The 24,417-nt window shown below is 72.2% G+C and carries 26 protein-coding genes and 1 pseudogene; 14 read left to right on the plus strand and 13 right to left on the minus strand.

What is annotated here, in order from left to right:
• Nucleotides 1–7: 7 nt before the first annotated feature.
• On the minus strand, nucleotides 8–877 hold the full coding sequence (folP, locus tag AB0J06_RS08420) for a dihydropteroate synthase (protein ID WP_357426079.1): 870 nt from the start codon (nucleotides 875–877) through the stop codon (nucleotides 8–10).
• A 163-nt stretch (nucleotides 878–1,040) separates the two neighbouring features.
• On the opposite strand from folP, the pseudogene AB0J06_RS08425 reads away from it, so the two are divergent.
• The 4 genes and pseudogenes from AB0J06_RS08425 to AB0J06_RS08440 form a co-directional block, all read left to right on the plus strand.
• Nucleotides 1,041–1,388, plus strand: a pseudogene (locus tag AB0J06_RS08425) (DivIVA domain-containing protein); the annotation flags it as partial.
• Nucleotides 1,389–2,059: 671 nt separating this feature from the next.
• Nucleotides 2,060–2,557, plus strand: a complete 498-nt coding sequence (locus tag AB0J06_RS08430) for an SRPBCC family protein (RefSeq protein WP_357426249.1) — start codon at nucleotides 2,060–2,062, stop codon at nucleotides 2,555–2,557.
• Between the two features lie 61 nt (nucleotides 2,558–2,618).
• Nucleotides 2,619–3,209, plus strand: coding sequence for a DNA-3-methyladenine glycosylase I (locus tag AB0J06_RS08435; RefSeq protein ID WP_357426081.1), 591 nt, complete (start codon nucleotides 2,619–2,621; stop codon nucleotides 3,207–3,209).
• A gap of 5 nt (nucleotides 3,210–3,214) precedes the next feature.
• A complete protein-coding gene (locus tag AB0J06_RS08440) occupies nucleotides 3,215–3,859 on the plus strand; it encodes a hypothetical protein (protein ID WP_357426083.1) in 645 nt (214 codons plus the stop codon).
• Nucleotides 3,860–3,906: 47 nt separating this feature from the next.
• Here AB0J06_RS08440 and AB0J06_RS08445 read toward each other — a convergent pair whose 3' ends face one another.
• Complete coding sequence (locus AB0J06_RS08445) at nucleotides 3,907–4,698, minus strand: enoyl-CoA hydratase-related protein (protein WP_357426085.1); 792 nt, start codon at nucleotides 4,696–4,698, stop codon at nucleotides 3,907–3,909.
• On the minus strand, nucleotides 4,695–5,519 hold the full coding sequence (locus tag AB0J06_RS08450) for a PaaX family transcriptional regulator C-terminal domain-containing protein (RefSeq protein WP_357426087.1): 825 nt from the start codon (nucleotides 5,517–5,519) through the stop codon (nucleotides 4,695–4,697). The genes AB0J06_RS08445 and AB0J06_RS08450 overlap by 4 nt, the downstream gene beginning before the upstream one ends.
• A gap of 188 nt (nucleotides 5,520–5,707) precedes the next feature.
• Between AB0J06_RS08450 and AB0J06_RS08455 the strand changes: the two genes are divergently transcribed.
• Both AB0J06_RS08455 and AB0J06_RS08460 read left to right on the plus strand, forming a co-directional pair.
• Nucleotides 5,708–5,875, plus strand: coding sequence for a DUF3117 domain-containing protein (locus tag AB0J06_RS08455; protein ID WP_007455245.1), 168 nt, complete (start codon nucleotides 5,708–5,710; stop codon nucleotides 5,873–5,875).
• Nucleotides 5,876–6,012: 137 nt separating this feature from the next.
• Complete coding sequence (locus AB0J06_RS08460) at nucleotides 6,013–7,491, plus strand: leucyl aminopeptidase (protein ID WP_357426251.1); 1,479 nt, start codon at nucleotides 6,013–6,015, stop codon at nucleotides 7,489–7,491.
• Here the strand turns inward: AB0J06_RS08460 and AB0J06_RS08465 are convergent.
• Entirely contained in the window at nucleotides 7,481–8,101 is a 621-nt protein-coding gene (locus AB0J06_RS08465; RefSeq protein ID WP_357426253.1) for an O-methyltransferase, read from the minus strand. The genes AB0J06_RS08460 and AB0J06_RS08465 overlap by 11 nt on opposite strands.
• Before the next feature lie 323 nt (nucleotides 8,102–8,424).
• Between AB0J06_RS08465 and AB0J06_RS08470 the strand changes: the two genes are divergently transcribed.
• Nucleotides 8,425–9,744, plus strand: coding sequence for a trypsin-like peptidase domain-containing protein (locus AB0J06_RS08470; RefSeq protein WP_357426089.1), 1,320 nt, complete (start codon nucleotides 8,425–8,427; stop codon nucleotides 9,742–9,744).
• Between the two features lie 72 nt (nucleotides 9,745–9,816).
• A complete protein-coding gene (locus AB0J06_RS08475; RefSeq protein ID WP_357426091.1) occupies nucleotides 9,817–10,254 on the plus strand; it encodes a preprotein translocase subunit TatB in 438 nt (145 codons plus the stop codon).
• 144 nt (nucleotides 10,255–10,398) lie between these two features.
• Here the strand turns inward: AB0J06_RS08475 and AB0J06_RS08480 are convergent, their stop codons facing one another.
• From AB0J06_RS08480 to AB0J06_RS08490, 3 genes are all read right to left on the minus strand, one after another.
• The gene (locus tag AB0J06_RS08480) at nucleotides 10,399–11,547 is read right to left on the minus strand and encodes an Mrp/NBP35 family ATP-binding protein (protein ID WP_357426093.1); all 1,149 of its coding nucleotides are present in this window, start codon (nucleotides 11,545–11,547) and stop codon (nucleotides 10,399–10,401) included.
• A gap of 257 nt (nucleotides 11,548–11,804) precedes the next feature.
• Nucleotides 11,805–12,392, minus strand: coding sequence for a DUF1003 domain-containing protein (locus tag AB0J06_RS08485; RefSeq protein WP_357426095.1), 588 nt, complete (start codon nucleotides 12,390–12,392; stop codon nucleotides 11,805–11,807).
• A complete protein-coding gene (locus AB0J06_RS08490; RefSeq protein WP_357426097.1) occupies nucleotides 12,385–13,668 on the minus strand; it encodes a CBS domain-containing protein in 1,284 nt (427 codons plus the stop codon). The genes AB0J06_RS08485 and AB0J06_RS08490 overlap by 8 nt, the downstream gene beginning before the upstream one ends.
• A gap of 32 nt (nucleotides 13,669–13,700) precedes the next feature.
• Between AB0J06_RS08490 and AB0J06_RS08495 the strand changes: the two genes are divergently transcribed.
• The gene (locus AB0J06_RS08495; protein ID WP_357426099.1) at nucleotides 13,701–14,573 is read left to right on the plus strand and encodes a PhzF family phenazine biosynthesis protein; all 873 of its coding nucleotides are present in this window, start codon (nucleotides 13,701–13,703) and stop codon (nucleotides 14,571–14,573) included.
• 16 nt (nucleotides 14,574–14,589) lie between these two features.
• Here AB0J06_RS08495 and AB0J06_RS08500 read toward each other — a convergent pair whose 3' ends face one another.
• Nucleotides 14,590–15,105, minus strand: coding sequence for a hypothetical protein (locus AB0J06_RS08500; protein WP_357426101.1), 516 nt, complete (start codon nucleotides 15,103–15,105; stop codon nucleotides 14,590–14,592).
• 54 nt (nucleotides 15,106–15,159) lie between these two features.
• Nucleotides 15,160–15,858: an HAD family hydrolase gene (locus tag AB0J06_RS08505; RefSeq protein ID WP_357426103.1), complete on the minus strand. Its 699-nt coding sequence runs from the start codon at nucleotides 15,856–15,858 to the stop codon at nucleotides 15,160–15,162.
• Between the two features lie 145 nt (nucleotides 15,859–16,003).
• Between AB0J06_RS08505 and AB0J06_RS08510 the strand changes: the two genes are divergently transcribed.
• A complete protein-coding gene (locus AB0J06_RS08510; protein WP_357426105.1) occupies nucleotides 16,004–16,981 on the plus strand; it encodes a DMT family transporter in 978 nt (325 codons plus the stop codon).
• Nucleotides 16,982–17,051: 70 nt separating this feature from the next.
• Here the strand turns inward: AB0J06_RS08510 and AB0J06_RS08515 are convergent, their stop codons facing one another.
• On the minus strand, nucleotides 17,052–17,924 hold the full coding sequence (locus AB0J06_RS08515) for an SDR family NAD(P)-dependent oxidoreductase (RefSeq protein ID WP_357426107.1): 873 nt from the start codon (nucleotides 17,922–17,924) through the stop codon (nucleotides 17,052–17,054).
• 87 nt (nucleotides 17,925–18,011) lie between these two features.
• Here AB0J06_RS08515 and AB0J06_RS08520 point away from each other — a divergent pair, with 87 nt between their 5' ends.
• On the plus strand, nucleotides 18,012–18,968 hold the full coding sequence (locus AB0J06_RS08520) for a CoA ester lyase (protein WP_357426109.1): 957 nt from the start codon (nucleotides 18,012–18,014) through the stop codon (nucleotides 18,966–18,968).
• 195 nt (nucleotides 18,969–19,163) lie between these two features.
• On the opposite strand, the gene AB0J06_RS08525 is transcribed toward AB0J06_RS08520, so the two are convergent.
• Nucleotides 19,164–19,775: a DUF4190 domain-containing protein gene (locus AB0J06_RS08525; protein WP_357426111.1), complete on the minus strand. Its 612-nt coding sequence runs from the start codon at nucleotides 19,773–19,775 to the stop codon at nucleotides 19,164–19,166.
• 140 nt (nucleotides 19,776–19,915) lie between these two features.
• Between AB0J06_RS08525 and AB0J06_RS08530 the strand changes: the two genes are divergently transcribed.
• On the plus strand, nucleotides 19,916–20,782 hold the full coding sequence (locus AB0J06_RS08530) for an SDR family NAD(P)-dependent oxidoreductase (RefSeq protein ID WP_357426113.1): 867 nt from the start codon (nucleotides 19,916–19,918) through the stop codon (nucleotides 20,780–20,782).
• 22 nt (nucleotides 20,783–20,804) lie between these two features.
• On the opposite strand, the gene AB0J06_RS08535 is transcribed toward AB0J06_RS08530, so the two are convergent.
• Nucleotides 20,805–21,302 carry a DUF4190 domain-containing protein gene (locus AB0J06_RS08535; RefSeq protein ID WP_357426115.1) on the minus strand — a complete coding sequence of 166 codons (498 nt, stop codon included), beginning with the start codon at nucleotides 21,300–21,302 and terminating at the stop codon, nucleotides 20,805–20,807.
• A 158-nt stretch (nucleotides 21,303–21,460) separates the two neighbouring features.
• Here AB0J06_RS08535 and AB0J06_RS08540 point away from each other — a divergent pair, with 158 nt between their 5' ends.
• Complete coding sequence (locus AB0J06_RS08540; protein ID WP_357426117.1) at nucleotides 21,461–22,660, plus strand: acyl-CoA dehydrogenase family protein; 1,200 nt, start codon at nucleotides 21,461–21,463, stop codon at nucleotides 22,658–22,660.
• 95 nt (nucleotides 22,661–22,755) lie between these two features.
• The gene (locus AB0J06_RS08545; RefSeq protein ID WP_357426119.1) at nucleotides 22,756–23,946 is read left to right on the plus strand and encodes a serine hydrolase domain-containing protein; all 1,191 of its coding nucleotides are present in this window, start codon (nucleotides 22,756–22,758) and stop codon (nucleotides 23,944–23,946) included.
• Between the two features lie 22 nt (nucleotides 23,947–23,968).
• Here AB0J06_RS08545 and AB0J06_RS08550 read toward each other — a convergent pair whose 3' ends face one another.
• Nucleotides 23,969–24,376, minus strand: a complete 408-nt coding sequence (locus tag AB0J06_RS08550) for a CoA-binding protein (protein ID WP_357426121.1) — start codon at nucleotides 24,374–24,376, stop codon at nucleotides 23,969–23,971.
• Between the last annotated feature and the right edge of the window lie 41 nt (nucleotides 24,377–24,417).

The raw sequence follows: 24,417 nt of genomic DNA on the forward strand, positions 1-24,417 counted from the left end.
CCGACGATCAGGCGAGGGCCCGGCGGGAGACCGCCGGCGGCCGGTCGCCGCGGATCGAGGCGACCACGTCGAGCACCCGGCGCGTCTCGCGGACCTGGTGCGCCCGGAACACCCGCGCGCCCAACCAGGCCGACACCGACGTCGCGGCCAGCGTCCCCTCCAGCCGCTGATCGACCGGCGCGTCGAGCGTCTCGCCGATGAAATCCTTGTTGGAGAGCGCCACCAGCACCGGCCAGCCGGTCGCCGTCATCTCGTCCAGCCGCCGCGTGATCTCCAGCGAGTGCCGCGTGTTCTTGCCGAAATCGTGCGCCGGGTCGATCAGGATCCCGTCCGGGCGCACCCCCAGCTTCACCGCGCGGTCGGCGAGACCGGTGACGGTCGCGAGCACGTCGGTCACGACGTCGTCGAAGGCGGCCCGGTGCGGTCGGGTTCGCGGCGTGAGTCCACCCGCGTGCGAGCAGACCAGTCCCGCGCCGGTCTCGGCGGCGACCTCGGCGAGCGCCGGGTCCGCCCCCGACCAGGTGTCGTTGAGCAGGTCGGCGCCGGCGGCCACCGCCTCGACGGCGACCTCCGCCCGCCAGGTGTCGATCGAGATCACCACGTCCGGGAAAGCGGCGCGCACCGCCGCGATCGTCGCGACGGTTCGCCGGATCTCCTCCGCGGCGTCGACCGCCGTGCCGGGTCCGGCCTTCACCCCGCCGATATCGATGATCTCCGCGCCGTCCGTCACGGCCTGCTCGACCGCGCGCAGGGCGGCGTCGGCGGCGAAGGTCGCGCCGCGGTCGAAGAACGAGTCGGGGGTGCGGTTCACGATCGCCATCACGGCCAGGTCCCCGTCCGCGAACGTGCGCCGGCCCAGCCGTAGCGGTCGCACCATCGAGCCCCTCCTCACCTCGGCGGTCCCGTCCGACGCTAGCGGCATGATCGCGCGATGGGGAGCGCAGGGCGGGCGTCGGCGCGGCGGACGCGGCGTCGGCGTGGGACGGAGCCGTCGGGGTGGCGGGGTCGCCGCGAGGGGTCCGCCATGCCACGATCGCTCCATGGGTCAGCTTCTGCTCCTCCTGGTCGTGGCGTTGACCGTCGCGGCGGTCGTTTTCGGGGTTACCGTCCTGGTCACCGGCCGTGATCCCGGGCTCGCGCCGGTCGAGCCCGACGGTCGGGCGGTGCCGCTGCCCGGCACCCGGCCACTGGTCGAGACCGATGTCGCGGAGGTGCGGTTCGACACCACGTTCCGGGGGTACCGGATGGTCCAGGTCGACCAGGCGATGCGCCGGGCGGCCTACGACATCGGCTACAAGGACGAGTTGATCGGAGTGCTGGAGGCGGAGGTCACCGCGTTGCGGGAGGGGCGGGCCGCCGAGGCCGACGTGCTCCGCCGGGCACGCGAGGCGGCGATCGCACCGGAGCGCCCGGAGCCGGAGACGGTTCCCGCCCGCGCCGCGTCCGGGCCGGTCGTCTCCGATCCGGTCACCGCCGACACGGGGCCCGATCCCGCGGCTCCCCAGGGCGCGCCGGACGTGACCGGCTCGACGGCCGTCGGTGTGCCGGAGCCGGGCACCACCCCCGGCGCGCGGACCGAACCGGCCAGGAGCGGACCGGCTGCGACCGGAGCCGCTGCGACCGAACCCGCTGCGACCGGACCTGCTCGGGTTGAACCCGCTGCGACCCCGCCGGCCACGGCCGCCTCCGAGGCGCGCACCGATCAGCAACGGGTCGCGGCCGACGCGGAGCCGATCGTCGCCCACCCCGTGCCGACGGCCGCCGGGCCGACGGCCGCCGGGCCGACGGCCGCCGAGCCGGCGACCGCCGACCCGGCCGGTGACCCCCGCGAGCAGCGGTCCCAGCCGGCGACGAACGGGGTGACCGTCCCATCGGTTCGGGATGACGCGGAGCCCGCGATCGACGAGGGCGGGATCGACTCGGTGACGAAGGCGGAGACGCCCGAGGACGGGCGGGTCAGCCGCCCGCGACCCGATCAGCCGAAGGACGACGCCGAACGGCCCCACGCGGCCCCGACCGTCGACGCCCGCGCGGAGCGTCCGTGAGCGAGCGGCCCGGCATGAGCGGGCAGGGCGAGGCCGAAGGGGTGCGCGAGGCCGCTCAGCCCGGGGCGGCAGAGGTCACCGCGACCGTCATCGTCAACGCGCCGGCGCCCCGGGTCTTCGCCGCGCTGACCGCGTGGGAGCGGCAGTCGGACTGGATCCCGTTCACGACCGTCCGGGTCGTGCACGGGGACGGCGGCGAGGGGAGCCGGATCGAGGCGGTCACCGCGCTCGGTCCGGCGGTGCTCCGCGACGAGATGCGGGTCGTGCACGTCGATGCCCCGTACGAGGTGCGGGTGGTGCACGACGGGCGCGTGTTGCGCGGGCCCGGAGTGATGCGCTGCACGCCGATGGACCGCGACCGCACCCAGGTGGTGTGGCACGAGTGGTTCCACCTCCCCGGCGGGGTGCCGGGCCGCGTCGCGTGGCCGCTGCTCTGGCCCGGCTCCAAGTTCGGCCTGACCCGCGCGCTGAGGAAGTTCGCCCGCCTGGTCGAGTTGGGTGACCTTCCGTAGCCGAGCCATCGGTCGGTGGAGCGTCGGTGTCGGTGTCGGTGCCGTCGCCTACCGTTGGCGGGTGACTGATCTGCTCATCGGCGCCGACGGACTCGCCCGCTGCGCGTGGGGTGCGAGCACCCCCGACTACGCGGCCTACCACGACGAGGAGTGGGGGCGGGTCCTGCACGGGGACGATGCCCTCTACGAGCGCCTCACCCTGGAGGCGTTCCAGTCCGGGCTCTCGTGGCTCACCATCCTGCGCAAGCGGAAGGCCTTCCGGGCGGCCTTCGACGGGTTCCGCATCGAGACCATCGCCGGGTACGGCGAGGCCGACGTGGCGCGGCTCCTCGCCGACGCCGGCATCGTCCGCAACCGCGCGAAGATCGAAGCGGCGATCACCAACGCGCGCGCCGCGCTCGATGTGCCCGACGGGCTGGCCGCGCTGCTCTGGTCCCACGCGCCGGCGCCGCGCGCGCAGCGGCCGATCTCCCTCGACTCGGTACCCGCCGTCACGCCCGAGTCGACCGCGTTGGCCAAGACCCTGAAGAAGCGCGGCTTCCGCTTCGTGGGGCCGACGACGGCATACGCGCTGATGCAGGCGACCGGCATGGTCGACGACCATCTGGCCGGCTGCCACGTGAAGCCGCCGGCGACGGCCGTGATGGGATAAGACCCATGAGCGAGATCAGCCAGCTCGGTGCGCCGGCCCCCCGCGTCGGCGACGAGCCAGAGCGGGCGGCGGGCCCGGGCGCCTGGGCCGTTGTCATTCCGGGGCACCGGTTCGAGGCCGAACGCCTCTTCCACCACGACACCCTGGAGCTGACCGGCCTCGACGGGCAGCCCCGCCCGGCCGCCGGCGACGAGGTCCTGGTGGTGACCGACGGAGAGCAGCCCGTCGTGGTCGCGTTGGGGCGCGTCGCCGCGGGATACGACGGGCGGGAGGGGCCGGACGCGGGAGAGCCTCGCCCGGACGACGGCTCGCTCGTGGTGACGTACACGTGTCGCGCCTTCGACGAGCCGGCGCCGGCCGGCGACCTCCGCCTGGACGGGTCGCTGACCCGCCTCGACCCGGCCATCTACCGCACGTTCGCCGGCCGGCTCGCGCCGACGACCGACAAGACGACCTGGCTGGTCAGCCTCGACCTGCCGATCGAGGCGCCGTCGCCGGCCGAGGCCGTACGCCTGTTCTGGTCCTACGTCATGGAGCTCGGCCCCCGGGAACTGCCCACGTTCGTGTCGCCGGCCGGGGACGAGCTCGCGATGCAGGCGTTCGTACTGGGCGAAGAGGCCAACCAGGACCCCGAGGAAGACGACGACTAGGGCCGTTGCCGGCGGGGTGCGCGGCGTCAACCGCGGCGTGCCCCGCGTCAGCGTCCTTCGTAGACGGGCTTCTCCTTGTTCACGAACGCGGTGGTGGCGTTGCGGTGGTCCGCGGTCACTCCGCAGACCGCCTGCGCGCGCGCCTCGCCGGCCAGCGCCTCCGCCAGCGTCCCGGCGGCACCGATCGCGAGCTGTCGCTTGATCGCGCCGTAGGTGACCGTCGGCCCGGCGGCGAGCCGCGAGGCGAGCTCCTGGGCGGTCGGCAGCACCAGCTCGTCATCCTCGACGAGGCGGGTGAGCAGCCCGAGGCGCTGCGCCTCGTCGGCGCGCACCGGCTCGGCGAGCATCAGCAGTTCGGTGGCCTTGGCCTGACCGACCAGCCGGGGCAGCGACCAGGACGCCCCGGTGTCGGCGGCGAGACCGACGTTGGCGAACGCCATCAGGAAGCTGGTGCGCGGCCCGCCGATCCGGAAGTCGGAGAGGAACGCGAGCGACGCGCCCGCCCCGGCGGCCATGCCGCGCACGGCGGCGACCACCGGCTTCGGCAGGTCGGCCAGGCCCGCGGCGATCGGGTTGTAGTGCCGCGCCACCGTGCCGAGTGGATCGGAGTCCCCGTTCGCCAGCGTGGCCGCGTGCTCCCGCAGGTCCTGGCCGACGCAGAAGGCGCGGCCGGCGCCGGTGAGCACCACCGCCCGGCAGGACTGGTCGGTCGCGAGCGCGGCGATGGTGTCGCGCAGCGCCTCCTTCAACGCGACGTCGAGCGAGTTCATCGACTCCGGCCGGTTGAGGGTGAGGGTGACGACGGCATCGGTGCGGTCGATGAGCAGTGGCTCGGTCACGAGTGGGGACCTCTCTGTTTGACGGGTCGACTGCAGGCGTCGAGGCACTGCTCGACGTAGCGGTCGGCGGCGGGGCGCAGTCGGGCGGCGTGCCGGTCGAAGAAGGCCGCGGCGCTGGTGCCCGGCCAGCGTTCGGGGAGCAGCGCCGGGGGAAGCTGCGGGTCGCGGAAGAGGAAGCTGCGCCAATCGTGCACCAGGCGGAAACGCGCGGCGTACGCCTCCTCGTCCCCGCTACGCACGGTGATCGGGGAGAGCAGTGGCCGCTGCAGTTCGACGAAGCGTTCGTAGGCGGCGCCGATCTCGTTGAGGTCCCAGGCGCGGCGCACCACGCCCATCGCACCGGGCGTGCCGGCGGCATGGGTGGCGGTGAAGCGTTCGTACCGCACGCCCGCCTCGGTGAGCAGCCCGTCGACGTCCTCCCCGGGGCGGGTGGCGACCCAGGTGCGCTCGTCGAGCATGCCGTAGCCGAGGTAGGTCAGGTTGGCGCCGAGGCGCTGCCGTTCGCGACGGGATGCCGGTGCGTCCAGAACGAGGAGATCGAAGCGGTTGTCCCAGCCGACCTTGCCGGTGCGGTAGATCCGGGCCGCGGCCTCATCCAATCTGCGGCCCGCTTTTGCGGTGAGTAGATAGCCCGGTCCGGCGGCGAGTCGGAGTGGGTGCAGCCATCCCTGCCGCACCATGCGCGATACTGCCGTGCGGACCGCGGGTGGCGCGATGCCGAGCGGTGCGAGCAGCCTGACCAGGGCGGCAACGGGTGCGCGGCCACCCCGTGGACGGAGGTGGTCGCCGTACAGGTCGAAGAGCGCCGACCGTGCCTGCATGACGGGACATTGTGACATTCTTCGACAAGATAAGCTAGATCTTGTCACATCAATGCAAACCCGGTTTGGGTCAAGCGGTGTTCATCAGGGAAAATCGTTGGTCGGCACCGCGGGCCGTGAGCGCGGTGAGGCTGACGAAGTGGCTGTGGGGCAACCCCGGCCCTGGTGTAGGTCTGAGGGGAGACAAGATGGCGGCGATGAAGCCGCGGACGGGCGACGGTCCGCTGGAGGTCACCAAGGAGGGCCGGGGCATCGTCATGCGGGTTCCGCTGGAGGGTGGTGGCCGGCTCGTCGTCGAGATGACTCCGGACGAGGCCAACGCGCTCGGTGACGCGCTGAAGGCCGCCGCCGGTTAAACAATGGTGCGGACGGTCCTGAACAGCCCGTGGGCAGGACCGTACGACGCTTGACCAGCCCGCCGGTACGGCATTCGCCGTGCCGGCGGGCCGGCTACGGTGCGAAGAACAGCACGATCTTCTGGAGGTACGCCGGAGTGCTCGCCATCCGTCTCGTGGTGGATCCGGCCACGTCCGACACCGTTGTCCTGCCGGTCCATCCGGGCGGCGACGCCGCTGCCGCGACGACAGCGGTCACTGCGCTCCACCTGCCCGCCGACGCGCTCGCCGAGGCCGCCGCGCTGCTGGCCACGGCGGAAAACGCCGACGCCGCGGGGGCGGTACAGCCCCTGCCCCGACCCCTGCGAATCCCGTCCCGGTTGCTGCTGGTCGGCATCGGCACCGGCGACGAGGCCGCCTGGCGGAGCGCCGGAGCGGCCCTGGCGCGCACCTGCACGGGTGAGACTTCCGTCACGATAGCGATGCCAGTCGATGCGTCTCCGCGGGCCGTGCGCGGGCTCGCCGAAGGGCTCTGGCTCGCCTCGTACCGGTTCCGGATGCCCGACGCCGACACCGACCCGCCGACCCTGCGCGAGATCGCCGTCGCGGTCGCCGATGCCGCCCCGTACGAGGGCGCACTCGCCGCGGCCCGGACCACCGCGCGGGCCACCCGGTTGGCCCGCGACCTGACGAACACGCCGTCCTCGCTGAAGAATCCGGCCTGGTTCGCGGCCGAGGTGGAAGCCGCGGCCGCCGAGCACCCCGGCCTGAGCGTCACCGTCCGGGAGCCGGCCCAGTTGGCCGCCGAGGGCTTCGGCGGCATCCTCGCCGTGGGACGTGGCTCGGCGCGGGGACCGCGCCTGGTCGAGCTCGCCTGGCGGCCCGAGGAAGCCGGCGCCACGCCGAAGCACGTGGTGCTGATCGGCAAGGGCATCACGTTCGACACCGGTGGCATCTCCATCAAGCCGCGCGACGCGATGAAGCTGATGCGCAAGGACATGGGGGGTGCGGCGGCCGTCATCGCGGCCACCATCGGCGCGGCGGCGCTGCGCCTGCCCGTACGCGTGACCGCCCTCGCGCCGCTCGCCGAAAACATGGTGAGCGGTTCGGCGTTCCGCCCCGGCGACGTGATCCGGCACTACAACGGCGTCACCAGCGAGACCACCAACTCGGACGCCGAGGGCCGGCTCGTCCTCGCCGACGCCCTGGCGTACGCCGTCGACCGGCTCGCCCCCGACGTGCTGATCGACCTGGCGACGCTCACCGGCGCCAACGCGGTCGCGCTCGGCAAACGCACCGCGGCGCTCTACAGCGAGAACGGGGAGTTGGCGGGCTCGGTCGTGGCGGCCGCCGACGAGGCCGGCGAGAGGGCGTGGCGGATGCCGCTCGCCACGGACTACGTCGAGTATCTCGGCAGCGAGTTGGCCGATCTCTACAGCGCCCCGGATCGCGGTGCCGGCTCGGTGACCGCGGCGCTCTTCCTGCGGGAGTTCACCGGTGCGCTGCGCGACCGATGGGTGCACATCGACATGTCCGCCCCGTCCTGGGCGGAGGGTAACGACGGCGAGCTCACCAAGGGCGCCACCGGCTGGGGCGCGCGGACCCTGCTGCGGTGGCTGGCCACCGTCACTTCTTGACGGCGACCAGCAGCCCGTCGCCCGTCGGCAGCAGCGCCGGAACCCACTCCTCCGACTCCCGGACCGTCTTCACGAGCTCGCGCACCGTCACGGTGTCGACGTCGCGCGCCGCCGGGTCGCCGATCCGGCCGCCGGCCAGCGCGCCGCTCACCGCGAGCACCCCGCCGGGACGGAGCAGCCGCAGCGCCGCGTCGACGCACGCGCCGTATTCGGCGCAGTCGGCGTCCACGAAGACCATGTCGTAGACCCCGTCGGCCAGCCGGGGCAGCACGTCGAGGGCCCGGCCGTTGATGATGCGGGTGCGCGACGGTGCGAACCCGGCCTCCATGAAGATGCGGCGGGCGATGCGCTGGTGCTCGTTCTCCACGTCGATCGTGGTCAGCACCCCGTCATCGCGCATGCCGCGCAGCAGCCACAACCCGCTGACTCCGGTGCCGGTGCCGATCTCCACGACGGCACGGGCGCTGCCGGCCGCGGCGAGCAGCCGCAGCGTCGCGCCGGCCCCCGCGGTGACGGCGTGCAGGCCGAACTCGTGGGCGAGGCCGCGAGCGGTCTGCAGGACGACGTCCTCGGCGACATACGTCTCCGCGAACTGGAGTGCCTGCGCGATCGTGGCGCTGACGGATCTGGCGGCCGTGCCGATAGCGCACCTCCAGTGGGGTCGGGCGGGGGTTTCCGGTAAGAGCCTAGAGGTGCACGTGCCCCATGGCGGCCGCGACATGGCCAGCCGGGTGTCGCGTCGATCAACCGCCGCGCCCGGTCGGGCTCTGCGCCCGGCCCGCTCCGGGCATCGAGCAAACACGGCCCGGCGTTCCGTGCCTTCGACATCTGCTGAATGCTCTTCGATTATCCGTGTAATCCTGGATGCGGAGCACGGCCATCGGACCTGCGTCCGCCGACGGCGCTCCGGGGACGGACTGGGAGGCAGCAAACGTGACCGACGGCTGGAAGTGGCGCCAGCCCGACGGGTCCGCGACGCCGGCGTACCCGCCGCCGTCCGGGGGTCCGCCGGCTCCGCCGGGCGGTGGCGTGAGTCCCGCCTCGTCGCCATGGTGGTCCGACGCCCTGAGCGACCCCTGGCGCGACCCGCGCACGCCCGCCGCGGTGGTGGTGCCCATCCCGCCCGCCGACCCGGCCGTGGCGCCGGAGCCGGTCGTCGACCCGGACGCGCCCGCGCCACGCCGCCTCGGCCCGGTCCTCCTCGTGTCGCTCGTGACCGCGCTGCTCGCCGGGACGCTCGGCGGCGGCCTCGGCTACGCCCTGGCCGTGCGCGGTGGCATCGGGTCGGGCGGTGAGCTGGGCGCTCCCGCCTCGGGTGCCCCCGCACTCGCCAACCGCCCCGCCGATTCGTTGGCCGGCGTCGCCGAGCGGCTGCTTCCCAGTGTCGTGACGGTCCAGGTCAGCGGTGGCGGCGGCTTCAGCGTCGGTTCGGGATTCGTGGCCACCGCCGACGGCTACGTCATCACCAATGACCACGTGGTCGAGGCGACGGCGCGGTCAGGCTCCGCCACCGTGGTCTTCAGCGACGGCACCACCGCGTCGGCCAAGGTGGTCGGCAAGGACCCGGAGTCGGACATCGCGGTGATCAAGGTAGGCCGGGGCGGCCTGGTCCCGGTCGAGTTCGGCGACTCGGAGGCGATCGCCGTGGGTGACCCGGTGCTGGCCATCGGCTCGCCGCTGGCGCTCGCCAACACGGTGACCGCGGGGATCGTCAGCGCGCTCGACCGGACGATCCAGGCGGGCGAGCCGGGTGGCCAGGTGCGCTACTACGCGGCCATCCAGACCGATGCGGCGGTCAACCAGGGCAACTCCGGTGGTCCGCTCGTCGACTCCGCGGGCAGGGTCGTCGGCGTCAACTCGGTGATCAAGTCGCTCGCCCCCGATGACCAGCAGGCCGGAAACATCGGTCTCGCCTTCGCTATCCCGATCAACCAGGCGAAGCGCGTCACCCGCGACATCATCGACACGGGGAGGGCCCGGCGGACGGTGATCGGTGCCACGGTGACGGACGCCGCGCGGACGGGTGGCTCGGGAGTGCGCCTCTCCTCGGTTTCGGACGGGGGTCCCGCCGCGGGTGCCGGCCTGCGTGCCGGAGACGTCGTACTCAAGATCGATGGGCATCCGCTGGCCGAGGCGACCGACCTGATCGCGCTGGTCCGCAAGTACGCCCCCGGCGCGGTGGTGACGGTCGAGTACCGGCGGGGCAACAGCAACCAGAAGGCCTCGGTGACACTCGCGGCGGACGCCAAGTAACCCGGACAGCCCTTGCCGAGGTGGGCCGCGGCGTGCGTACTCTTGCGCGTACGGCAGAGGGAGGCGCGGGGCATGTTCGAAAACCTCAACTGGTGGGAGATCGGGGCCCTCCTGCTCCTCGCGCTGTTGATCTTCGGCGACCGGCTTCCCGCCGTCATCTCCGACGGCCTGCGCATGGTGCGCAACCTGCGCAACATGGCGAGCAACGCCACCAGCGACCTGAGCCGCGAACTCGGCACCGACATCCAGCTCGAAGACCTGCACCCGAAGGCGTTCATCCGCAAGCACCTGCTCAGCGAGGAAGACGAGGAGGCGCTGCGCAAGCCGTTGCGTGGGGTCTACGACGACGTGCGCGCCGATCTGAGCGGGGTGCACAACGAGCTGAAGGACGTCGCGTCCGCAGCGGACCTGCGCTCCTCCGCGCGGTCCGGCGGCGCGGGGGTGGGCGGATCCGACAGCGGTTCGGCGGTTGGCGGACGCGCGCAGACCTTCGACCACGACGCCACCTGACGCCCCCGCCGCCTGCGTCTCATCCCGTGGGACACCGTGCGGTCGACCGCGGCGACAGCCCTTGATCGGATCGGCACAGACAAAACGATCCGGACCGGCGGTGGCCGGTCCGGATCGTCGCGTGCAGAACGTGGTGCTGTCGCGTCAGCGACCCGCGGGGCGCAGGCCGAGCGACTTGCCGAGCAGTGACTCGCGGCGGACCGCCAGGCGCTCGGCGACAGCGTCGAGCGCGATCGCGGCGGGCGCGGTCGGCTCGGCCACCACGATCGGCGTGCCGCTGTCGCCCGCCTCGCGGACGCGGGTGTCGAGCGGGATCTGGCCCAGCAGCGGCACCTGTGCACCGATCAGACGGGTCAGCGACTCGGAGACGGCGGCGCCACCGCCGCTGCCGAAGATGTCCATCCGCTCGCCGTTCGGCAGCTCCAACCAGGACATGTTCTCCACCACGCCGACCAGCCGCTGGTGCGTCTGCAGCGCGATCGCGCCGGCCCGCTCGGCCACCTCGGCGGCGGCGGTCTGCGGCGTGGTGACCACGAGGATCTCGGCGTTGGGCAGGAGCTGCGCCAGCGAGATGGCGACATCGCCGGTGCCCGGCGGCAGGTCGAGCAGGAGCACGTCCAGATCGCCCCAGTAGACGTCGGCGAGGAACTGCTGCAGGGCGCGGTGCAGCATCGGACCGCGCCAGACGACGGCGGCGTTGTCGGCGGTGAACATCCCGATGGAGATCAGCTTCACGCCATGCGCCTGTGGCGGCATGATCATGTCTTCCACGCGGGTCGGTCGCGCCTCCGTCCCGAGCATCCGCGGCACCGAGTGGCCGTAGATGTCGGCGTCGATCACGCCGACCGACAGGCCGCGGGCGGCCAGCGCGGCGGCGAGGTTGACGGTAACGCTCGACTTGCCGACGCCACCCTTGCCGCTCGCCACCGCGTACACGCGGGTGCGGGAGCCGGGCTGGGCGAACGGGATCACCGGTTCCTCGGTGGCACCGCCACCGCGCAGCGTGCTCTGCAGCGACTGGCGCTGCTCCGGGCTCATCACGCCGAACTCGATCTCGACGCCGGTGACGCCCGGCACCGCGCCCACCGCGCGGGTGATGTCCGTGCGCAGCTTGTCCTTGAGCGGGCAGCCCGCGACCGTGAGCAGCAAGTGCACGCGTACGACGCCGTCGGCGCCGATCTCAGCGGAGCGCACCATGCCCAGGTCGGTGATGGGGCGGCGGATCTCCGGGTCGTCGACGGTGGCGAGGGCGGCCTGGACGGCCTCCTCCATGGTGCTCACGGGTGCTGACATGCCCGCCATGTTACGTCGCTGGCATGCCGCCACCGCCGCTCACCACCGCCGGTGTGAGCGAGTCGATGCGGGATTATAGGGGCGCGGGCCGCCCGAGCGGCGGGTTCAGAAAATGTCGTAGCGGCGCTGGACGCCGTACCGCTCCTGATGCAACGATCGTTGAGTAACGCCGCGCGCCTAGCCCCTTGAGGCGCGCGGCGATAACTTTTCCCCGGTCCGTGCCCGATCCCGACCGGTCTCGCGCCGGCGGCGCCGCGTCAGTCGCGCGCCGACCCGCCGTACGGCTCCAACCCTGTCGTCTCCGCCCGCTGGCCGGAGTACCGCAGCTCGTGCTGGCTCTGCTTGAGCTCCAGCCGGTGCCGTCGCTGGGCCTGCTCGTCCAGCTCCTCGGCGAGCCGTCCCAGCTCCGAGCGGAGGAAGTCGCGGGTCGCCACCTCGCCGAGCGCGATCCGCAGCGCCGCGATCTCCCGCGCGAGGTATTCGGTATCGGCCTTCTGCGCCGTCGCCCGCCGCCGGTCCTCGTCGACAGCGAACCGGTCCCGGTCCGCCTGCCGGTTCTGCGCGAGCAGGATCAGCGGGGCCGCGTAGGACGCCTGGGTGCTGAAGAAGAGGTTCAGCAGGATGAACGGGTACGGGTCCCAGTGGAGCCCGAAAACGCCGGCGAGGTTCACCGCGATCCAGACGATCACGAAGATGGTCATGTACGCGATGAACTGGGGGGTCCCCATGAACCGCGCGAATGCCTCCGCGAAGTGGCCGAAGGTCTCCCCGCTGACCCGGGGCAGGCGTACCCGTCGCGGGTCTCTGGGCTGGTCGAGTCGGGCGTCGCGGAGCTGATCAGCCATGACCGCCTCCGGTGCCGGTGCCCGGCGTGATGGGGAGGGGGGCGTCCCGGTCCCGCCAGTCCGGTGGCAACGAGTGGTCCAGGACGTCGTCGACGGTGACCGCGCCGACCAGACGGTTGGCGGCGTCGATGACGGGCATGGCGACGAGGTCGTACGTGGCCATCCGCCGGGTGATCTCGGGCAGCGGGGTGGTGGGTTGCAGCGGGTCGATGTCGTTGTCGACCACGCCCCCGAGGATCTCCGCCGGCGGCTCGCGGAGGAGCCGCTGGAAGTGCACCATGCCGAGGTACCGGCCGGTGGGGGTCGCCATCGGCGGCCGGGTCACGAAGACCTGCGCGGCGATGGCGGGGGAGAGCTGGGGCTCGCGGATGCGGGCCAGCGCCTCGGCGACCGTCGCGTCCGGTGTCAAGATCACGGGTTCGGAGGTCATCACGCTGCCCGCCGTGCCCGGGCTGTATTTGAGCAGTTGGCGCACCGGATCGGCCTCGTCGGGCTCCATCAGGTCGAGCAGCACCTCCTGCTCGGGCGGGGGCAGCTCGCCGAGGAGATCGGCCGCGTCGTCGGGATCCATCTGCTCCAGCACGTCGGCCGCCCGTTCGCGTCCGACCGCGGTGAGGATCTCGACCTGGTCGCGCTCCGGCAGCTCCTCCAGGACGTCCGCGAGGCGCTCGTCGTCGAGCGCCGCGGCGACCTCGTTGCGCCGGCTGTCCGGGAGATCCTGCAGGGCGTTTGCCAGGTCGGCCGGGCGCATCGTGTCCATCAGGGCCAGGAGGTTGGCGATCCCCTGCGCGTCCGACGGTCCGATCAGGCCGCGCACCCGGTCCCAGTCCAACTGGTGTACGTGGCCACGTCGGGTGAGCCGTCCGGTCTGCTCCCGCACGGCGACGCGGGTGAGCGACCACTCACCGCGCCGGCTGCGTTCCATCGCCACGTCCACGACGACCCCGGGTCGGTCGATCTGCTCGATCACGACGCGGCGGTCGAGCAGGTCCTCGAGGACCAGCAGCTCATTGGGGCGCTTCTCGAAGCGGCGCAGATTGAGGGTGCCGGTGCCGAGGACGACCGCGTTGGGGTCGATCGAGGTGATCCGGGTGATGGGCAGGAAGATCCGTCGACGCATCGGCATCTCGGCCACCAGACCGACGACCTGCGGGGTCCGGTTGGTCGTGCGGAGCCGCACGACGGCGTCGCGGATCCGCCCGACCTGGTCGCCATTGGGATCGTAAACGGCGAGGCCGGCTAATCTTGCTATGTACACCTTGCTCGCCGTAGTCACCGGTCAAGCCTAAGCGCCTAGGGTTAATGACCATGTCGACCTTGGCGTACGAGATCGTGGACGTGTTCACCGACCGGCCGTTCGCGGGCAATCCGCTCGCCGTCGTCTTCGGCGCGGAGGCGCTCGCCGCGGAGCAGTTGCAGGCGATCGCCCGGGAGTTCAACCTCTCCGAAACGATCTTCATCCTGCCGGCGACCGAGGGCGCCGCGAGCTACCGGGCCAGGATCTTCACCCCGGGCCGCGAGCTGCCGTTCGCTGGTCATCCCAGTGTCGGCGGCGCGGTGACCGTCGTTCGGCGCGGTCTGCGTGAGCCGGGCCAGGTCGTTCAGGAGTGCGGTGCCGGCCTGCTGCCGATCGAGGTGACCGCCGACGGCAGGGCGATGCTCACCGGCGGGACGCCGACGGTCGGGCTGGAGTTGGACCCGGCCGTCCTGCTCGGGATCGTCGGGCTCGGCCCCGAGGACTACGCCGGACCGCCGCCGCGCGTCGCCGGCTGCGGGCTGGAGTTTCCGTACCTCTCGGTCCGACCCGACGCGGTGGCACGGGCCGCGGTCGATCCGACGGCCGCCGCCCTAGCGGGCGTACCCAAGGTCAGCGTTTTCGCCTGGGACGCCGCGCAGCGCACCGTCCACGCGCGCGTCTTCTGCCCGGGGGTGGGGGTGCCGGAGGACCCGGCCACGGGTTCGGCGGCGCTCGGCCTCGGCGTGTGGGCGGTCGCCAGCGGGCTGCTCCCCGCGGAGGGGCGCTCGTCGTACGTCGTCCACCAGGGTCTGGAGCTCCACCGGCCGTCGCTGTTGGAGTGCACGGTGACCGCGACCGGCGGGGCGGCGGTGGGCGCGACGGTCGCCGGCCACGTCGTGTCGATCGGCCGTGGCGAGATCACCGTGCCGCCCTTCGTCGGCTAGCGCCGGTCGGCGCAGCTCAACGGCGGCGGACCTTGTGCAACCGGAACGGCTTCCTGGTACGCCGCACCGCGGGCGTCTCCCGCGGCGGCTCGGCGAGCGACCCGTCGGGCAGCGACTCGCCCGCGGCGACCGGCGCGCCCGCCGGGCTGAGGTGGTTGAGCGCGCATCCGGTGGCCGCCCACCGCTCGACCAGCTCGGTCGCGGTGCCGGTCGCGTTGAGCCGCTTGGCGGCGACCTGTGGCGCGAGCGTCGACCACTGCTCTGTGCCGGGCAGGATCCGGGCCACCGCCGCCGGCCAGGTCACGATGCGACCGCCGTGGTCGCCGCGGAGCGTCACCGTCGCCGCCGCCGCGTCGGCCAGGCCGGGCGCCGACTGCTCGCCGGGGCCGCTGACCACGTAGAGCGCGCCGTCGAGGGGGAGGCACCACAGTCCGAGGGCGGGCCTGTCGCCGACCGCGATCCACGCCACGGCGGCCTTCTTCATCGCCTCGTCGGTCAGGGGCGAGGCAGGCTCGTCAGTCACGTCCTGCATCCTGCCGTACGACGGCGCGCACCGCCTCCCACCTCCGGCGTCGGACGGCGACGGTCAGACCAGGGCCGGGAAGCGGTCGACCAGCGCCACGGCGTCGCTGAGCGAGGTGATGGTCGCGCCGCTCCAGCCGGTATCGGCGTTGAAGGCGAGGTGTCCGACGAGGTCCGGGGCGGCCAGCCGGGCGGGTGTCATGCCGATCGCGCCGGCGCCGGTCAGCTCCCGGCTCCCCCCGTCGCCGACGTACAGGCAGCGTTCCGGTGACACTCCCAGCCGTTCGCACGCGGCGAGGTAGATCGCCGGGTCCGGCTTGCAGTGCCCGACCTCGATCGAATAGACCGCGGTGTCGAGAAGCGGCGCCACCGGCAGGCGGGGCAGAAAGAGCGGCAGTTCGTGGGTGCAGTCGCTGATCACCGCGGTGCGTAGCCCGCGTTGCCGCAGTGCGCGCAGGGTGGCCACGGCGTCGCCCCGAAGCGCCGTGTCCGCGCGGACGGCCTCGACGCGCGCCCCGGCCGCCGCCTTCAGCGCCGCCGGCGACGGATCTCCGCCCGCCTGCTCCGCGACCCACCGCAGGGTCTCCTCCGCAGAGCCGAACCGGCCCCGCGCACGGGCGTGGAAAGACCGGTCGAGTACGCCGACCAGCGCGCCGGGATCGCATCCCAGAGTCCGGGCGATCTCGACGTGGTGTGGTCCTCGAGTGACGGCGCGGGTCAAGGTGCCGAAGAAGTCGAAGAGCACCGCGCGGTATGGGGGCACGGGGGATCAGCCTCCGGGGGTGGGAGAGGATCCCCCAGGCGGGGACCCCCGCGAAGCGTAGCTAGTCGTTCACGATGCGTACATCACCCGGTCGATCATCATGCGTGAGATGTATGCAACAAGCGATGAGTCAGGATGATTCAGCGTGACCAACCGTTACCCACCGTCACCGCACGGAGCGCCGCTCGACGCGCTGACCACCGGCGCCATCGCCCTGGCCGTCGCGGCGGTGTCGTCGTCCGGTCCGCTGATCGCCTACGCGGCCGCGCCGGCGCTCGCCATCGCGTTCTGGCGCAACGCGCTCGCGGCGGGGGCGCTCGGCCCGTTCGCGCTGCTGCGACGACGTGGCGAACTCGCCTCGCTGATCCGCGGCGGGAGCCGTCGGCAGGGCGGCTACTGCGTGCTCGCCGGGGTCTCCCTCGCCGCTCATTTCGCCAGCTGGACGCCGAGCGCCAAGCTGACGTCGGTCGCGACGGCGACGGCGCTCGTCGCCACGCAACCGGTCTGGCAGGGCTTCATCGCGCTCTGGCAGGGCAAACGGCTGCCGACGGTCACCTGGGTGGGCATCGCCGTGGCGGTCGCCGGCGCCGCGCTTGCGACCGGAGCCGACTTCGGCGTCTCTCGTCAGGCCTTCACGGGTGACCTGCTCGCCCTGCTCGGTGCGATGACGGCGGCGATCTACACCGCGTTCGGCGAGCGGGCGCGCACGGCGGTCAGCACGACCACGTACACCACGATCTGCTACGGCGTGTGCGCGCTCGTCCTGCTCGTCGGTTGCCTGCTCGGCGGCGTACGGCTCGTCGGCTTCGACGATTCGACCTGGCTGGCGATCCTCGGCCTGGTGGTCGGCGCGCAGCTTCTCGGGCACTCGATGTTCAACTACGCGCTGCACCGGGTCTCCGCCACCAGCATCAGCGTGCTGATCCTGCTGGAGGTGCCCGGCGCGGCCCTGATCGGCTGGCTCTGGCTGGGGCAGATGCCGCGCCCGGCGGCGCTGCCCGGCCTGGCGCTGCTGCTGGCGGGGGTGGCGATCGTCGTGATCGGCGGCGCCCGGTTCGGCCGGCGCACCGTGCCGCCGCCGCTACCTCCGGAGCCGGAGTCGGAGCGGGTCCCCGCCGCCTGACCGGTCGGCGGCGCGCGTCCAGCCGACCGATGACACCGCATGGCGCCGGCTGTCCCGGCGACGGTTCCTCTCAGCTCAACCCGACGGCGCGTTCGCTCGCCTCCCACAGGCGGGCGGCGAGTTGCGGGTCGGCGGCCTTGGCCAGCGGCGCCCGCAGCCGGCGGTTCACGTAGTAGCCGCCGTTGGTCAGCCCACGGGCGTCCTGCTCGGCCAGCCAGACGAGGGTCTGCGCCCCCTGCGCGGGGGTGCGGAGAAAGGGTGCGAGTTTCATGCCCAGCGCGACGAACGTGCTGTCCGAAGCGAAGCGGGTCCGGACCACCCCGGGGTGGAAGGAGGTGGTGAGCAGGGCCGGCCAGCGTCGGGCCGCTTCGGCGGCGAAGAGGATGTTCGCCTGCTTGCTGGTTCCGTACGCCCGCATCGCCCGGTAGCCGGCGAGTTGCCGGGAGAGGTCGGCGGGATCGAGCGCGCCGCTGCGGTGGGCGGCGGACGCGGTGACGACCACCCGGCCGACGCGGTCCCGGAGCAGACAGGTGAGCAGGAACGGCGCCAGGTGGTTCGCCTGCATCGTCAGTTCGAAACCGTCCACGGTGGTCATCGGACGCATCAGGATCGCGCCGGCGTTGTTGGCGAGCACGTCGATGCGGTCGTACGCCGCGCGCAACTCCCCGGCCAGTGTGCGTACGTCGTCGAGGACCGCGAAATCGGCCCGGAACGTCGCCGGTGGCTCCCCACTGACCTGCGCGACGTCGTCGGCGGCGGCGGCGAGCCGGGCCGGGTCGCGCCCGACCAGCACCACCTCGTCGCCCCGAATGGACAGGGCGATCGCGGCGGCGAGCCCGATCCCCGAGCTCGCGCCGGTCACCACGGTCACCCGCCGCCGGTCCGCCCGGCCCTGGGCGGACGGCTCAGTGAGATCTTCCACAGGTTGGTTCTCGCCGGTCATGCGGCGAGGTTACCGTGACGTAACAACGCCTTATCGATCCCTAAGCCGGGCTGAAGACAGCCGCCGGCAGCAGATTGGAGCCGTCCGATGGCCGCAGTTGGTCGTCCCCGCCGGTCGTGCCTCGCCGTGCCCGGGTCGAGCGTGAAGATGCTCGACAAGGCGCAGGGGCTCCCCGCGGACCAGGTCTTCCTCGACCTGGAGGACGCCGTCGCACCGCTGGCGAAGCCCGACGCGCGCAAGAACATCGTGGCGGCGCTCAACGACGGTGACTGGGGCGGCAAGACCCGGGTCGTACGGGTCAACGACCTGACCACGTCCTGGACCTACCGCGACGTGGTGGAGGTGGTCGAGGGCGCGGGCGCGAACCTCGACTGCATCATGCTGCCCAAGGTGCAGACCGCGGCCCACGTGGAGTGGCTCGACCTGACCCTGACCCAGATCGAGAAGACGCTCGGGCTGCCGGTGGGCCGGATCGGCATCGAGGCGCAGATCGAGAACGCCGCCGGTCTGGTCAACGTGGACGCGATCGCCGCGGCGTCGCCCCGCGTCGAGACCATCATCTTCGGCCCGGCCGACTTCATGGCCTCGATCAACATGAAGTCGCTGGCCGTCGGCGCCCTGCACCCGGACTACCCCGGCGACCCGTACCACTACATCCTCATGCGCATCCTGATGGCTGCCCGCATGCACGACAAGCAGGCGATCGACGGCCCCTTCCTGCAGATCCGGGACGTCGACGCCTTCGCCGAGGTGGCGAAGCGCTCCGCGGCCCTCGGCTTCGACGGGAAGTGGGTGCTGCACCCGGGCCAGATCGAGGTGGCCAACGAGGTCTACTCGCCCGCGCAGGAGGACTACGACCACGCCGAGCTGATCCTCGACGCCTACGAGCACTACACCTCGGAGGCGGGCGGCCGGTTGGGCGCGGTCATGCTCGGCGACGAGATGATCGACGAGGCGTCCCGCAAGATGGCGCTGGTGATCTCGGCCAAGGGACGGGCGGCCGGCATGAGCCGGACCACCAGCTTCACCCCGCCGCAGGCCTGACGGTCCTCGTCAGGGCGCGGCCGTGTCCCGGCCGCGCCCTGCGTGGGATCCGCTCCGTCACCGCGATGCGCCCGCCGCCACGATGAGTCCGAAGAATCCCAGGTAGGCCCTCACCCTCCTCGCCGGACCGGCGGATCTCCGCGCGGGCACGGTTGCCGAGATAGCTGCCCGTCGTCTCCTCGTCGGACGTCGGCGTCAGTCGGCGTAGCTGGTGGACGGATCCTGGTTGCTCAGCCAGACGGCGAAGACCACGATGGCCACTGTGGCCAGCACCGCGATCACGGTGGCGATCCAGCCCATGATGATGCCGGCGAGCGCCATTCCGGCCCCGGCTTCCGGCTGCCCGACCTGCTCACGGCTGCGGATCTGCCGGCGGGAGACGTGCCCGAGGATCGCGCCGACGATGCCGATGTACCCGCCGATGCCGTAGCCGCAGAGCCCCATGACGGCGATGATGGACACGACCATCGACGCGATGGAGAGACCGTTGGTGGGCGGCGCGGCCATCACCGGGTAGCCGTAGGGCGGGTATCCGGGGGCGGGCGCCGGGTAGCCCTCGGGGCCGCTGAACGGTGCGCCGTAGCCCGGCTGCCCGAACTGCTGCGTGCTGGCCGGCTGCCCCAGCATCTGCTGCTCAGCCACCGGCTGGTAGTTCTGCGGCTGGTAGTTCTGCGGCTGCTGCTGACTCCCGGGCTGATCGGTCACCGGCTGTGCGGCCATGGGGTAGGTCGGATCCGGGGATCCCGTCGGCTGCTGCGCCGGCCAGGAGGGGTCACTCCAGTTGCCGGGCTGCTCGGGGTTGGTCATCGAGTCTCTCCGTTTGACGCAGGGATGCGACGACAGGGTAGTCGGCCCTGGCCACCACGGCGGACGACGTGCGGGGCCGTACCGGACGCCACTTCCGCACGTCGTTGCCCGAACCGCTTCGACCGGGCAGGATCTCGGTCATGGGATTCGACGCGCGTGCCGGTGAGGCGTCCGGCAATTCACCTCACCGCGACGACACGCGTCCTGCCGACGCCGATCGCGGCGCACGCTCCACCGAGGACCCGGTGACGCTTCGGCTCGACGGGCGGGTCGCCCTGGTGACCGGGGCCGGCAGCCCGGACGGGATCGGCTACGCGACGGCGCGGCGGTTGGGTGACCTCGGCGCGCGGGTCGCGATCGTGTCGACGACCCGGCGGATCCACGAGCGAGCCACCGAGTTGGGCGCGACCGGGTTCGTCGCGGACCTCACCGATGAGGCGGAGGTGGGTGCGCTCGCCGATGCGGTCGCCGAGCAGCTCGGCGATGTCGAGGTGCTGGTCAACAACGCGGGGCTGGCGAGCCGGGCGAGCCCCGAGGTGCTGCGCCCGGTCGCGCAGTTGACGTTCGACGAGTGGCAGGCGGAGATCAACCGCAACCTCACCACGGCCTTCCTGTGTAGCCGCGCGTTCATCGGCGGCATGGCCGAGCGCGGCTGGGGTCGCATCGTCAACCTCTCGGCGACCGCCGGTCCGGTGAACGCCCTGCCGACCGAGGCGGCCTACGCCGCGGCGAAGGCCGGCGTGGTCGGGCTGACCCGCGCGCTCGCGATGGAGATGGTCGCCGACGGGGTCACCGTCAACGCGGTGGCGCCGGGCACCATCTACACCGCGGCGTCCACGGTGGCCGAGCTCAAGCAGGGGCTGGGCACGCCGATCGGCCGCCCCGGCACGCCGGACGAGGTGGCCGCGGCGATCGCCTTCCTCTGCTCGCCCGCCGCCTCCTACATCACCGGCCAGATGCTGGTGGTCGACGGCGGTAACAGCGTGAGTGAGGGGCAGTTCCGCTGACCGGAGTCGTGCGGGGCGGCCCTCAGTAGCCGCCGCCCCCGCTCGTGCTCGCCCCGAAGACGCCCAGCGCGGCCGCGCCGCAGCAGACGACGACCGAGATTCCGGTGAAGATGTAGCTCAGCACGAGGCCCCACGTGGCGAGTTGGTCGCCCTGCTCACCGGTCTGCCGGATCTGCTTCTTCGCGAGATGGCCGAGAACGATCCCGGCGGGTGAGAAGACGAAGGCGAAGACCAGCGACAGAATCGCCATCACGTTGGTGCCGCCGGTCTGGTAGCCGCCGGGCTGGTAACCCGGGGGCGGGTAACCGCCGGGCTGGTAACCGGGGTCAGGGTAGCCGCCGGGCTGGTAACCGGGAGTCTCGTAGCCGGGCTGCTGGTGGTAGCCCTGCTGTGGGTCCGGCTGTCCGTACGGCGGTTGCGGCTGGTACGGATCCCCGCCGGATGGTTGCGGCGGGTAGGGGTCGGGGGCGCCACCCGGCTGGTACGGGTCCGGGCCAGCACCTGGTGAGGGGTTGTTCATGCGATTTCTCCTCCTTTATTCGCGGACGCTACTGGCTCGTGAACCTTTTCACACCGGATGTAGCGACCGCCCACCTTGGCGTCGCTCCAGCGCGGAGACGATACTGATCGAGCGTTTGGTTACTCGCCAGTAAACCCGCCGATCTCCGGAGGCTGATCATGGCCCGCCTAGCCCAGACACCCGGCCTGACAGAGGTCCAGCGCTCGATCCTCGAGACCGTGCGGGAGTTCGCCGACAAGGAGATCATCCCGCACGCGCAGCGGCTGGAGCACGCCGACGAGTACCCGGCCGACATCATCGACGGCATGCGGGAGATGGGGCTCTTCGGGCTCACCATCGACGAGGAGTACGGCGGCCTGGGCGAGTCGCTGCTGACGTACGCCCTGGTGGTCGAGGAGCTGTCGCGTGGCTGGATGTCGATCTCCGGCATCGTCAACACCCACTTCATCGTCGCGTACCTGGTCTCCCAGCACGGTTCGCCCGAGCAGAAACAGTCGCTGCTGCCCAGGATGGCCACCGGCGAGGTCCGCGGCGCCTTCTCCATGTCCGAGCCGGGCTGCGGCTCCGACGTCGCGGCGATCCGTTCGAAGGCCGTCCGCTCCGGGGACAGCTTCGTGCTCGACGGACAGAAGATGTGGCTGACCAACGGTGCGCAGTCGTCGGTCGTCGCCACCCTCGTCAAGACCGAACTCGGCGCCGACTCGGTCTACGGCAACATGACCACGTTCCTGCTGGAGAAGGAGCCGGGCTTCGGCGAGACCGCCCCCGGCCTCACCATCCCCGGCAAGATCGAGAAGATGGGTTACAAGGGCGTCGAGACGACCGAGATGGTCCTCGACGGGGTGACCGTGCCGGAGTCGGCGGTGCTCGGCGGGGTCGAGGGCGGGCTCGGCCGCGGCTTCTACCAGATGATGGACGGCATCGAGGTCGGCCGCGTGAACGTCGCGGCGCGCGCCTGCGGCATCTCGATCCGGGCCTTCGAACTCGCGGTCGCCTATGCCCAGCAGCGGCAGACCTTCGGGGCGCCGCTCGCCAAGCACCAGGCCATCGCGTTCAAGCTGGCCGAGATGGGCACGAAGATCGAGGCCGCGCACGCCCTCATGGTCAACGCGGCGCGGCTGAAGGACGCGGGCGCCCGCAACGACGTCGAGGCCGGCATGGCCAAGTTGCTCGCCTCGGAATACTGCGCCGAGGTGGTGCAGGAGGCGTTCCGCATCCACGGCGGCTACGGCTACTCCAAGGAGTACGAGATCGAGCGCCTGATGCGGGAGGCGCCGTTCCTGCTCATCGGCGAGGGCACCTCGGAGATCCAGAAGACGATCATTTCGCGGGGTCTGCTCAAGCAGTACAAGCTCTGAGCAATTAGGGGTAGATCTCCTGCCTCGGCAGGAGTCGCCGTCCGGGCGGAGCGGGCATGCTTACGCATGTCAATTCTTCGATCCCGGGAGGCCTGATGACGACTCGTCGACTACTGCTCCGCACCGGCGCCACGGCGGCGGTGGCCCTGACCGCGGGCGCGGTGAGTGGCACGTCCGCGGCCGCCGCGCCGGCGGCGCATCCCCGTCGTGATGCCCTGCACCAGGCGCTCGACGACGTGGTGGCGACCGGCGCGTCGGGCGCGTTGGCCGAGTTGAGGGACGGCGACGGCGTGTGGCGGGGCGGCAGCGGAGTCGCCGAGCTCGGCCACTCCCGACCGGTGCCGGCCGACGGGCGCTTCCGGGTCGGCAGCGTCACCAAGACCTTCGTCGCCACGGTGGCGCTCCAGCTGGTGGGGGAGGGCCGCCTCGGTCTCGACGATCCGGTCGAGCGGTGGCTGCCGAAGACGCTTCCGGCCGGTGACCGGATCACCGTGCGGCACCTCCTGCAGCACCGAAGCGGCCTCTACAACTACACCGACGAGGTGTTGTCGAGGGTGGAGGACTTCATCCGCGACCGCTACCGCACCTACCGGCCGCGTGACCTGGTGGCGCTCGCCGCGGACGAGCCGCTGCTCTTCGAGCCGGGCATGTCCTGGTCCTACTGCAACACCAACTACATCCTGCTCGGCCTGGTGATCGAACGCGTCACCCGGCGCGCCTACGGCGGCGAGATCGCCCGGCGGATCCTGCGTCCGCTGCGCGCGTGGCGCACCGAACTTCCGGGCACCGATCCGTTCATCGCGGGCCCGCACGCCCACGGCTATCTGCCGGTGGAGCGGGACGGCGGGATCCAGCCGGTGGACATCACGGCGATGAACCCGTCGGTGGCCGGCGCCGCCGGCGAGATGATCTCTACTGCCGCGGATCTCAACCGGTTCTACCGCGCGCTGCTGACCGGACGGCTGCTGCGCCCGGCTCAACTGCGGGCGATGACGACGCAGCTGGCCGGACCGCTTGAGTACGGCCTCGGCATCTTCCGGGTCCCGCTGCCCTCCGGCACGATGCTGTGGGGCCACACCGGGGGCATTCCCGGCTATGTGACCTATGCGCTGACCACGGAGGACGGCGGAGCGCAGCTCGCGATCTCGCTCAACCCGTGGGGCGGAGACCCGTCGCCGGCGCTGGAGCAGCTGGTGCTGACCGCCTTCAGCGGGACGGCGCCGACCACCCGATCGGCGACGGCGACGGCGGCGGTGCGGATCCCCCTGCTCGACCGGGGGTGGTGAGCGGGGACGGTGAGGGTGAGGCCTATGCCTGGCGGGTCAGCCCGCCGACGGCGCGTTCGACCGCCAGGCACAGGTCTTCCACGTAGTCGATGCCGGCCTCCATCGCGATCCGCCGCGCCTCGGCGGAGACGATGCCGAGCTGCAGCCAGATCGCCGGAGCACCGATCGCCACCGCCTCCCGGACGACGGGCAGGGCGTCCTGCGCGGGGCGGAACACGTTGACCAGGTCGACGGGGTGCGGGATCTCGGCCAGCGACCGGTAGACCTGCTCGCCGAAGATCTCGTCCGCGTACGGGTTGACCGGGATCACCCGCCAGCCGTGCCGCTGCATCTGCAGCGGCACGCTGTGTGCCGCCTTGCCCGGGTCACGGGAGGCGCCGACGACCGCGATGACGGCCGAGTCGGCCAGGATCTGCTGAGGGCTTCGCACCTGGCGACTCTAACTCCGTGGGCAGGTCGGGGCAGCGCCAC

Source organism: Micromonospora sp. NPDC049679, from assembly GCF_040659735.1.
In the GTDB taxonomy this organism is placed as follows: domain Bacteria; phylum Actinomycetota; class Actinomycetes; order Mycobacteriales; family Micromonosporaceae; genus Micromonospora_I.

Bases quoted from the DNA above. Each gene is read 5' to 3' on its own strand.
- AB0J06_RS08485 (WP_357426095.1), bottom strand. From the start codon at position 12,392: ATGGCTGATCAGCTCCGCGACGCCCGACTCGACCAGCCCAGAGACCCG.
- AB0J06_RS08480 (WP_357426093.1), bottom strand. From the start codon at position 11,547: ATGTCAGCACCCGTGAGCACCATGGAGGAGGCCGTCCAGGCCGCCCTC.
- folP (WP_357426079.1), bottom strand. From the start codon at position 877: ATGGTGCGACCGCTACGGCTGGGCCGGCGCACGTTCGCGGACGGGGAC.
- AB0J06_RS08475 (WP_357426091.1), top strand. From the start codon at position 9,817: ATGTTCGAAAACCTCAACTGGTGGGAGATCGGGGCCCTCCTGCTCCTC.
- AB0J06_RS08540 (WP_357426117.1), top strand. From the start codon at position 21,461: ATGGCCCGCCTAGCCCAGACACCCGGCCTGACAGAGGTCCAGCGCTCG.
- AB0J06_RS08500 (WP_357426101.1), bottom strand. From the start codon at position 15,105: ATGCAGGACGTGACTGACGAGCCTGCCTCGCCCCTGACCGACGAGGCG.
- AB0J06_RS08455 (WP_007455245.1), top strand. From the start codon at position 5,708: ATGGCGGCGATGAAGCCGCGGACGGGCGACGGTCCGCTGGAGGTCACC.
- AB0J06_RS08535 (WP_357426115.1), bottom strand. From the start codon at position 21,302: ATGAACAACCCCTCACCAGGTGCTGGCCCGGACCCGTACCAGCCGGGT.
- AB0J06_RS08430 (WP_357426249.1), top strand. From the start codon at position 2,060: ATGAGCGGGCAGGGCGAGGCCGAAGGGGTGCGCGAGGCCGCTCAGCCC.
- AB0J06_RS08530 (WP_357426113.1), top strand. From the start codon at position 19,916: ATGGGATTCGACGCGCGTGCCGGTGAGGCGTCCGGCAATTCACCTCAC.
- AB0J06_RS08440 (WP_357426083.1), top strand. From the start codon at position 3,215: ATGAGCGAGATCAGCCAGCTCGGTGCGCCGGCCCCCCGCGTCGGCGAC.
- AB0J06_RS08515 (WP_357426107.1), bottom strand. From the start codon at position 17,924: ATGACCGGCGAGAACCAACCTGTGGAAGATCTCACTGAGCCGTCCGCC.
- AB0J06_RS08495 (WP_357426099.1), top strand. From the start codon at position 13,701: ATGTCGACCTTGGCGTACGAGATCGTGGACGTGTTCACCGACCGGCCG.
- AB0J06_RS08520 (WP_357426109.1), top strand. From the start codon at position 18,012: ATGGCCGCAGTTGGTCGTCCCCGCCGGTCGTGCCTCGCCGTGCCCGGG.
- AB0J06_RS08450 (WP_357426087.1), bottom strand. From the start codon at position 5,519: ATGCAGGCACGGTCGGCGCTCTTCGACCTGTACGGCGACCACCTCCGT.
- AB0J06_RS08525 (WP_357426111.1), bottom strand. From the start codon at position 19,775: ATGACCAACCCCGAGCAGCCCGGCAACTGGAGTGACCCCTCCTGGCCG.
- AB0J06_RS08545 (WP_357426119.1), top strand. From the start codon at position 22,756: ATGACGACTCGTCGACTACTGCTCCGCACCGGCGCCACGGCGGCGGTG.